Raw genomic sequence first — 9143 nt, 5'->3', positions numbered from 1 at the left:
AGGAAAGATTATACCATCTGCGCATTGACCAAAGTATTCCCTAAACCTTAATAGATTAGACGGATATTGAGGATTTTGATTGCTTGAGCTTGGGATACTCTTTTCAAGAACTCTCCTTAGCGAAGTTATGTACCACTCCCCCCCAACCAACTTTATATCTCTTGATATGTCGGTAACATGGAACGGTCTATGCTGTCTAGAGAGCAAACAAACGCGGCAGGAGGTTTGCCTGAGTTGCGTTCAGCTGAGGGGTGGAGAGACGGCGCGTGGCGATATCTCTCCACTTCTTCGTAGAGGAGCACATTCCGGAATGGACGAGCAGTTCCTTGGGGTTGAACAGTAAAATATTCAAAAACAAACCTGGATTAAAGACTTAATATATCTCAATATCGAAAAAATTTCACCCCAATATACATCCAACCTCAAGGAATCACTGGCAACAGAATGTGTGAGCGGAATTTCTGGTTGTGGAACACCGTCTGTTCAGCCACCTGCCAGGTGGTTCCGGTCGCTTGATCACCGCCCGTGTTAAGATTGCGATCGAAACGCGGGAAATTGCTTGAGGAGATTTCTACCCGCAAGCAGTGGCCTGGCAAGAACACATGGCTGGTCGCCCAAAGATCAATGGTGAATTCGTACACGTCATCTTTGTTGAGAAACTTGGGCGTCGTTTGTGATTCTCTATATCGTGCTCGTAAGATGCCATCAGCAATGTTCTGTGCGTACCCATCAGGACGAACGTCGACGAGTTTCGCGGTAAAGTCGGTGTCCAACGCTGACGATGACGCATACAGCACGACTTTGAGTGGTCCAGTCACTTCCAGTGGCTTTTCCTGCGGCGCGCCAGTGTAAACCAACACATCTGGGCGGCTCTCGACTTCACGTTGGTCTTTCACGCCCACTGGAATAATCAGCGTGTTACCGCCATTCGTGGGAACCGGATTAGCGGGGTCATAGCGATATTGATCGGTAGGCTCTTCTCCGGGAACTTCGAGGCTCAGTGCCCCATCCCCATTCAACGTGTTAGCCTTGCCGCGACTATGCAGGTAATACGGTGTATAGCGCGTCCGCGCAAGCGGCCATTCATACTCGTCACGCCATTGATTGGTGCCCATCACAAACAGTCGGATTGGCGATTCTTCCGATATACCGGTATCAACGCCTTTCAACCAGTAATCGAACCAACGCAATTGCACATCATGCAGATCCATAAAGGCATTGGGACCGAAATCGATATCGCCAGTACCACCGGTTGTCGGTGTCGTATAGGGAAATAGGTGCGCCCACGGTCCAAGCAGCAATCGTTGTCCGCCACGCGCTTCTGGGGTCATGGCTCGCGAGCGCAAGCCGTTAAAGTGGACAATCGCATCTTTCAGGAAAATATCGTACCACGAACTGACGTGGTACATGGGGATGCTGATATTGTGATGTTGTCGTTCAACATTGACTGCCCACCAGTACGGTCCGTCTTCAGGATGGGTGAGATAATCACGAATGTACGGTGACGTGTCTTTGAGCAGATCAGCCCAGTACATCAAGGGTAACCGGGTGTATGCTTCCGGCGTCATCGGGTTACCAAAGTTGATCGAGCGTAACAGGTCTGGACGAATTTTCGGCCATAGTTCATCTTTGAGTCCCATGCGCTCAATGGTGTTGCGCACCATGAAGATCGCGTAGGGAATCTGCCAGCCCAATGAGAACGCACCGCCGTGATAGACCCAACTGTCATGGAAATCGGCAGCGGCAGACACGGGAAAGGCGCAGCGCAGATGCGGCGGACGAGTCGGCGCTAGCAAATACTGCGTAGCACCAAGATAGGATTGGCCTTGGGTACCGACCATCCCATTCGAGTATGGCAATGATGCCGCCCACTCGACGGTATCGTAACCATCAAACGGCTCATCGATCAGCGGATAGTACGTTCCTTCAGAATCAAAGCGACCGCGTCCATCCTGAATGATCACCACATAACCACGCGCGGGAAAAAACTCATGATCACCAAAGTCACTCGCCATGTGTTTTCCGTATGGCAGACGCAGCAAGATCACCGGAAAGCGCCCTTCGGCATCTGGGCGGTACACATCGGCATGTAATGTCACTCCATCGCGCATTTTGGCGGGCACATTCTTTTCCACTTTGATGGCATACTCTGGACGACTTCCGTGCGGCATGTTCATATCCTCCTTTGGTGAGACTAGAGACTAGTTTTCTTTTCTCCAAGCCTCTAGTCTCTCGCCTCTAGTCTCAAATGCCTCTACTGACTACTAAATGCCATGGAAAAACGCAAACGAGGTAAGGTGGAAAGAATGAACTACTGGCTAGTCAAATCCGAACCGTTCAAATACTCATGGGAACAGTTCCTCAAAGACAAGCGCACGTTCTGGGATGGCGTACGGAATTATCAAGCACGCAACAACCTGCGCGCGATGAAAAAAGACGATACCGTGTTGTTTTACCATAGCAACGAAGGGCTCGCGGTTGTGGGCATCGCCAAGGTCGTTAAAGAATCGTATCAAGATCCAACTAGCGAAGATCCAAACTGGGTCGTGGTTGACCTCTCCCCGGTTGAGACACTCAAAACGCCAGTCACATTGAGTGAGATGAAACAGGAAAAGCGTTTGCAAAACCTCGCGCTTATTCGCCAAGGGCGGCTCTCGGTCTGCCCAGTAACGAAAGAGGAGTTTGAGGTCATTGTCGCGAAAGGCAGGGGAAACGGCCTGTAGGTTTTGGGCTATCAGTTATAGGGAGAGAGGTTGAGCCTGTGTCGTGATGTAGTCGTTTGGTCATAAGCGCTAAGTCAACTTACAGTCTTGCAGCGACCGCAACAAACCTGTCATGAGAAGCTGTTGAAAAACTCTGCGACAAGCTCAGGGTTAACGGCAACGGAACTGAAAAAGGGATGAGCTAACCCGTTCGTGCTGAGTCCTGAGCCCTGTCGAAGGATCGAAGCACGGTTTCGTTTTTTGCACTGGCCTCTGCGGAATGTATCAACAGCTTCTGAGTTACCTCTGGTTGCACTTGCCGGTCTCCCCGGCTATCGAGTGAAGTAAGACTCTCGGCGTAAGTGGAACTAGGGGTTCATCTTTACGGATCGGAGCACTGGCAGTGCAATTTTATGAAATGTTGATTCGGGTCGCTGGACGATTGGTTCTCGAACAGCGACTGTCGTATCAAACCTTGCGACGCGATCTCGGCTTGGATGAGGCAGAGATCGCCGATGTCTGCACTGAGCTGCACTTTCGCGGGATCGCCCACCATGAGGATGGCAAAGGGCTAGTGTGGATCGGCCACAGCAGTCTCGCATCGAGTGTCCAGAGTCCAGAGTCAGAACGAGTCCAAGGTCTAAGGTCCAAAGTCCAAAGTCAGGGAACCAAACCCCTATCCCCTAACACCCAGCATCCAGAAGCAGAGCGGCGGCAACTCACCGTCATGTTCTGTGACCTCGTCGGTTCGACTACGCTCTCTGGCCAGCTTGACCCAGAAGATCTGCGTGAGGTGGTGCGCGCTTATCAAGAAGCAGCAGCTGGCGTGATCGAGCAGTACGACGGTCATATCGCGCAGTACCTCGGCGATGGCTTGTTGGTTTATTTCGGCTATCCCCAAGCGCATGAGCGTGAGGCACATCGCGCGATTCATACCGCACTTGGCATTGTCGAAGCGATGGAGACGTTGAATCACCGACTGCAGTCTGAGCACGGCATCGAACTCGCGGTCCGTCTCGGCATCCACACAGGTCCTGTCGTGGTCGGACAGATGGGTGGAGGTGGACGGCACGAGCAACTCGCACTCGGTGAAACACCCAACATCGCAGCACGTTTAGAGGGACTCGCGACCCCCAATACCATCGTCATTAGTCAGGTGACGGCTCGGCTCGTCACTGACACGTTTGAGTTAGCGACACTCGGGTTGCAAACTCTGAAAGGAGTGAACGAGCCACTAGAAGTGTGGAAAGTGACCGGGGTCCGAGTGGAGGACCATCACGCCGGGAATGGGCTGCGTGAGGGCGCTCCGCTCCTAATGGGACGAGATGAGGAAATCGGGCTCTTACGACGGCGTTGGCAACAAAGCAAGGAAGGCGTCGGGCAGGTGGTCCTGATCAGCGGCGAAGCTGGAATCGGGAAATCCGGTCTCGTTAATGTCATACGTACGCAGGTCACCACCGAAGGATTTCCACGTATTACTTTCCGCTGTTCACCCTATCATACCAACAGTGTGTTATATCCTGTGATCGATCATATTCAACGCCTGCTGCAGTTCGAACGTGACGACAGTGTAGACGTCAAGCTCACGAAGTTGGAGAGAGGACTGTCCCCATATGCCCTTCCGATTGAGAATGTCGTTCCCCTGTTTGCGGCATTACTCTCGCTCCCCTTGTCTGACGGACGCTATCCTGCCCTCAATATGTCGCCTCCGCAACAGCGTCAGCAAACGCTGGATGCGTTGAACGCCTGGCTCCTTGCCGAAGCTGAACGTCAGCCTGTGCTCGTTCTGTGGGAAGATCTGCAATGGGCGGACCCAACGACCATACAGTTGCTAGGACTGGTTACGGAACAGGTCCCGACTGCCACGTTATTGAGTGTCCTCACCTTTCGTCCAGAGTTCGTTCCTCCGTGGCCGACACGATCCCACATGACGCCCCTCACCCTCCATCGCTTGGAACGGCCACAAGTGGAAGCCTTCATCAGTTACCTGACCTCGGGTAAACGCGTTCCGCCTGAAGTGATCACACATATAGTGACACGAGCTGACGGTGTCCCGTTGTATGTAGAAGAATTGACCAAAACGCTGATCGAATCAGACATCCTCAAAGTTGGGGATGATCAGCATGATACCTATCAACTCGTCCGGCCTCTGTCTGACGTGGCCATTCCTACAACGCTCCATGGATCCCTGCTGGCGCGGCTCGACCGCGTACCAGCCGTGCGTGATGTCGCCCAAGTGGGAGCCGTGCTTGGGCGTGAGTTTTCCTATGAATTGCTGAATTCACTGTCGGTTACCTCTGAAGAGCGCTTACACGATGGACTCACCAAACTGGTTGAAGCCGAAGTGCTCTATCAACGTGGCCGTCCACCGCACGCGAGATACACTTTTAAACATGCGCTGGTGCAAGACGCGGCTTACCAGTCACTCCTACGTCGCACACGCCAACAATATCATCAGCGTAGTGCCCAGATGATTGAGACCCGTTTTCCTGAACTGGTCCAGAGCGAACCCGAAGTGGTAGCACATCACTTTACTGAAGCTGGATGTACAGCCGAGGCAGTGCACTACTGGTGACAAGCAGGGCAACGCGCTGCCCAGCGCTCAGCCCATCATGAAGCGATTGCTCACCTCAGCAAAGGCTTGGAGGTACTTGCGCCTCTGCCTGACATGCCGGAGCGGATCGAGCAGGAATTACTTCTTCAGGTCACTCTTGGTGTGTCCCTCGTGGCAACCAAGGGCTACAGTGCGCCGGAAGTGGAGCAGCTCTATACCCATGCCCGTACGCTCTGTCAGCGCGTGGGCGATACGCCTCAGCTTTTTCAAGTGCTGCGTGGGACGCTCTTGTTCTACTTAGTGCGCGGACAGACCCAACCGGCCTTGGAGATTGCAGAGCAGCTCCTACAGCGTGTGGAGCGCCAATCCGACAGCGGACCGCAGATGCTCGGACACTACCTGATGGGGATGGCGTTGTTCCAGCGTGGTGTCCCGCAGGAGGCAGTGCACCATTTTGAGCAGGCCGTCTGCCTCTATGATCGCCAACAGCATCAGCAACTAGCGCAGCTGTACGGCATTGATATCGGCGTTGCTGCGCGCAGTTTTCTCGCATGGCCGTTGTGGTACCTTGGCTATCCCGAGCGTGCGCTTGCACACGGACACCAAGCGTTGTCGCTCGCACAAGAACTGAATCATCCATTTAGCCTAGTATTTGCTCACTGCTGGTTAGCGTGGTTGCATCAACTCCGTCAGGAACCCCAGGCTGCACAGGAGCAAGGCAACGCAGGTGCAACTCTAGCCAGTCAACAACGCTTTGCTCTCTACGCGGCGTGGAGCACCGTTACGCAGGGTTGGGCCCTGACCCAACTCAACCATCACAATGAGGGAATGGCAAAGATGCAAACGGGAGTCGACGGAGCCGCGGCTACAGGAGCAGAGGCGTTACGCCCGTACTTCCTTGCTCTGCTGGCTGAAGTGAGGGGGAACAATGGCCACCCCGAAGAAGGGCTCCGATTGCTAGACGAAGCAATGAAAGTGGTCGAGCGCACTGAGGAACGCTTCTACGAGGCGGAGATTTATCGGCTCAAAGGCCAGCTAACGCTAGAGACTAGCGGCTGGAAGCTGGAGGCTAGTTCCTCCTCCCCACAAGCCCCTAGTCTCAAGCCTCTAGACCCAAACGGGGTGGAGCGGGAGGCGGAGCAGTGTTTCCTCAAAGCTATCGCCATCGCTCGTGAGCAACACGCGAAGTCCCTCGAACTTCGTGCCATCATGAATTTGGTACGCTTGCGGCAACAACAAGTCGCGGTAGACGAGTCACGTCACACTGATCCCGCATCACGTAGTAGACTCGAAGAAGCTCATACGCTGTTGCGTGATATCTACGCATGGTTCACTGAAGGACTTGAAACACCCGACTTAATTTCAACCAGAGCTTTACTCCACGAGCTCAGTTAAACAACTGGAATCAGTTACAGTCCACTGCGGAAACAGAAGGGGTCGCGCGCATTGCACGGTCGGTAATAGAGATCTCTAGTTGTGATATCGACCGCATTGAACTGGTACGAATCCCATAGAGGCAGCTGCCTAGGTCAGGACCGATCTGCCATGCAGCAGGAGAACTGGGGAGGAAAATCACCTCACAGACAACTACGCCGCTGCAGATAACTATCCGTAATCTCGATTAATCGCTCACGGCCGAAGCTCTCGTCATGGCCAGCGTGCACGACCTGCACCGGTAAGTCTCGTAGGCGACGCATGGTGGCAACATAGGCGGCAATATCTGCGCCAGGAATTTCGTCGAGCAGCGGACCATCATAGATTGCATCGCCGGAGAACAACGTGCCCGTCACTGATTCCCATAACCCGATACTCCCCGGCGAGTGACCAGGTAAGTGCAGCACCTCGAACGCGCGACTTCCACAATCGACGATGTCCCCTTCCCGCAATAGTCGAGTCGCCGTCGCTGGCTGCAGTACGTAGCCTGCGATGTCGAAGTCTCGATGCGGTACAGCCGTTAACAATCCACCGCGAATGTCATACCCCATCACCGTTGTCACTTGAGCAGTTGGCGGAGTCCGCGCGCGAGTCGCCCAACTGCTTCGGCGGCCACCTCTTCGCTCAGTGCTCCGTACGCTACGCGCAGAAAACATCCATCGGTCAACCCGAACGCTGTGCTGGGAATCACCGCTACCTGATGCTCACGAATGAGCCGTTCGGTTAACACCATCGGGTCCATAGCGGTTCGCACGCGGAGTAGGAAGTAGAACGCACCGTCAGAGCGGGGGACGACAATCAGATCACTCAACTCCTTCAGGGTCCGCAGAACAACCTGACGTGTCGCTGTCATGGCGCGGAGTTTTTCTCGGCAATAGCCCACGCCAACGCGCATCGCCGCGACCGCCGCATGTTGGGACACGACCGGCGGGCAGATCAGAATTGTATCCTGGGCCTTTTTGATCGCAGTATATAAATGGTCGGGCGCAACCATCCAGCCGATCCGCCAACTGGCAAAGCCATAGGATTTGGACAGCGAGTACAAGGAGATGGTGTACTCGCTACTGCCCGGAATCGACCCCGGCGAGAAGTGCGTCGCCCCGTCGTAGGTGAAATACTCGTATGCCTCGTCGTTAATGTGGTAGATGCCAGCGTCGCGACACAACGCGTTAACCGCGCGCAGGTCAGACTCGGCATATACGACGCCTGCAGGATTGTTGGGCGACACAGTCACGATGGCCCGCGTCCGACTCGTGATCGCCTTGCTGAGGGCATCGAGTCGGAGTTGGTAATGCTCATCGGTCGGTACGCACACCGCCTCGCAGTTGATCATGCCGATCGCCATCTCATGGTTGAAATAGTAAGGAAGCGACAAAATGATCTGATCGCCCGGATCGGTAATCGCCAGCAAGGTATTCAAAAACGCCTGATTGCCTCCGGCGGTCACCACGATGCGTTGCGCATCACTCAGTGCGATGCCGTTCTCCTCACGGAGTTTGTGACCAATGATCTCCAAGAGCGGATCGGTGCCTTGGACCAGTTTATATTTATGATTGTCCGGATCGGCGTGAAACTGGCGGACTGCCTCCTGTACCTCAGGTGGTGGGCCGTAGTATGCCACGCCTTGGCCCAAAGAGATCGTTCCTGGGTTCGCGCGGATCAACTCGGCGACCACCGGAATGATCGGCGCCTGCACCGCCTGCATGCGTCGACTTTCGCGTAGCTTGAACATGCGGCGCATCATACTTGGTGGGAAAGAGAGAGCAAGGTGATGGGAGAGCAGAGCATGCGCATGTCGGGCGCTACTAGCGTTCGTGCCAATACTGTTCGGTACCAGTTATGCGCGAGCGATGATGGGTCCCTTCTCCCCCAGGGAGAAGGTCAGGATGAGGGGAAGAAAGTGTGGTACCACTTATTCTATTCCCTCACCCTAGCCCTCTCCCTGAGGGAGAGGGAATTCTGAGTACCTTCTTATCTCCTTGCCCCATTTACAGCGGTTCGTTAGGTTCGCCCCAGGAGGAGCATCCATGCGATCCTAGCTTGCTGCCGCTGTGCAAATGACCGCTTCGCCGTCGAAAGAAGAAAACCTCTCCAAGGCCGAGATGTTTGTTCGGCTCGCCGCTGAGCGTGGCGCCTCACTCATTGTTCTTCCTGAAGTATTTTCGTGGCGTGGCCCGAAGGGAACAGGCGCGCAACAAGCCGAGGCCATTCCTGGTCCGACCCCGGAACGCCTCAGCGCATTGGCGCGTCACCATCGGATTCATCTGGTTGCCGGGTCGTTTCTTCTGTTAACAACAGCATGCGACTGATCTCATCATACTTGGCTGTTAGGCATGGGCAAGAATTAAGTTACCGATTAAGAGCGAGGAAGAAGCGTATAGTTCCAATCGCCATGAAACTTACCGGGTTTGATATTGAGCGCTTGAAACTCATCGTCGGAGACCTGTAGGCCT

At 54.3% G+C, this 9143-nt stretch carries 7 protein-coding genes; 4 read left to right on the top strand and 3 right to left on the bottom strand.

Annotation, left to right across the window (positions count from 1 at the left end; translation table 11 throughout):
• Positions 1 to 422 precede the first annotated feature (422 nt).
• Positions 423 to 2177: a CocE/NonD family hydrolase gene (locus tag FJ147_25020; protein MBM4259148.1), complete on the bottom strand. Its 1755-nt coding sequence runs from the start codon at positions 2175 to 2177 to the stop codon at positions 423 to 425.
• Between the two features lie 129 nt (positions 2178 to 2306).
• On the opposite strand from FJ147_25020, the gene FJ147_25015 reads away from it, so the two are divergent.
• The 3 genes from FJ147_25015 (at position 2307) to FJ147_25005 (ending at position 6651) form a co-directional block, all read left to right on the top strand.
• Positions 2307 to 2723 carry an EVE domain-containing protein gene (locus FJ147_25015; GenBank protein MBM4259147.1) on the top strand — a complete coding sequence of 139 codons (417 nt, stop codon included), beginning with the start codon at positions 2307 to 2309 and terminating at the stop codon, positions 2721 to 2723.
• Positions 2724 to 3105: 382 nt separating this feature from the next.
• Positions 3106 to 5277: a hypothetical protein gene (locus FJ147_25010; GenBank protein MBM4259146.1), complete on the top strand. Its 2172-nt coding sequence runs from the start codon at positions 3106 to 3108 to the stop codon at positions 5275 to 5277.
• A 150-nt stretch (positions 5278 to 5427) separates the two neighbouring features.
• On the top strand, positions 5428 to 6651 hold the full coding sequence (locus FJ147_25005; protein ID MBM4259145.1) for a hypothetical protein: 1224 nt from the start codon (positions 5428 to 5430) through the stop codon (positions 6649 to 6651).
• A gap of 182 nt (positions 6652 to 6833) precedes the next feature.
• Here the strand turns inward: FJ147_25005 and FJ147_25000 are convergent, their stop codons facing one another.
• Both FJ147_25000 and FJ147_24995 read right to left on the bottom strand, forming a co-directional pair.
• A complete protein-coding gene (locus FJ147_25000; GenBank protein MBM4259144.1) occupies positions 6834 to 7346 on the bottom strand; it encodes an MBL fold metallo-hydrolase in 513 nt (170 codons plus the stop codon).
• Positions 7250 to 8395, bottom strand: a complete 1146-nt coding sequence (locus tag FJ147_24995; GenBank protein MBM4259143.1) for a pyridoxal phosphate-dependent aminotransferase — start codon at positions 8393 to 8395, stop codon at positions 7250 to 7252. Before FJ147_24995 ends, FJ147_25000 begins: the two co-directional genes overlap by 97 nt.
• Positions 8396 to 8741: 346 nt before the next feature.
• Here FJ147_24995 and FJ147_24990 point away from each other — a divergent pair, with 346 nt between their 5' ends.
• Entirely contained in the window at positions 8742 to 8999 is a 258-nt protein-coding gene (locus tag FJ147_24990) for a hypothetical protein (GenBank protein ID MBM4259142.1), read from the top strand.
• The last annotated feature ends 144 nt before the right edge of the window (positions 9000 to 9143 follow it).

Source organism: Deltaproteobacteria bacterium (assembly GCA_016874775.1).
Classification (GTDB): Bacteria; Desulfobacterota; Binatia; order Bin18; family Bin18; genus VGTJ01.
Note: the sequence above shows the minus strand (reverse complement) of the source record. Positions and strands in the feature narration are given on the sequence as shown.

Coding starts and splice junctions, on each gene's coding strand:
- FJ147_25020 (MBM4259148.1), bottom strand. CDS start 2,177: ATGAACATGCCGCACGGAAGTCGTCCAGAGTATGCCATCAAAGTGGAA.
- FJ147_25015 (MBM4259147.1), top strand. CDS start 2,307: ATGAACTACTGGCTAGTCAAATCCGAACCGTTCAAATACTCATGGGAA.
- FJ147_25000 (MBM4259144.1), bottom strand. CDS start 7,346: ATGTTTTCTGCGCGTAGCGTACGGAGCACTGAGCGAAGAGGTGGCCGC.
- FJ147_24995 (MBM4259143.1), bottom strand. CDS start 8,395: ATGCAGGCGGTGCAGGCGCCGATCATTCCGGTGGTCGCCGAGTTGATC.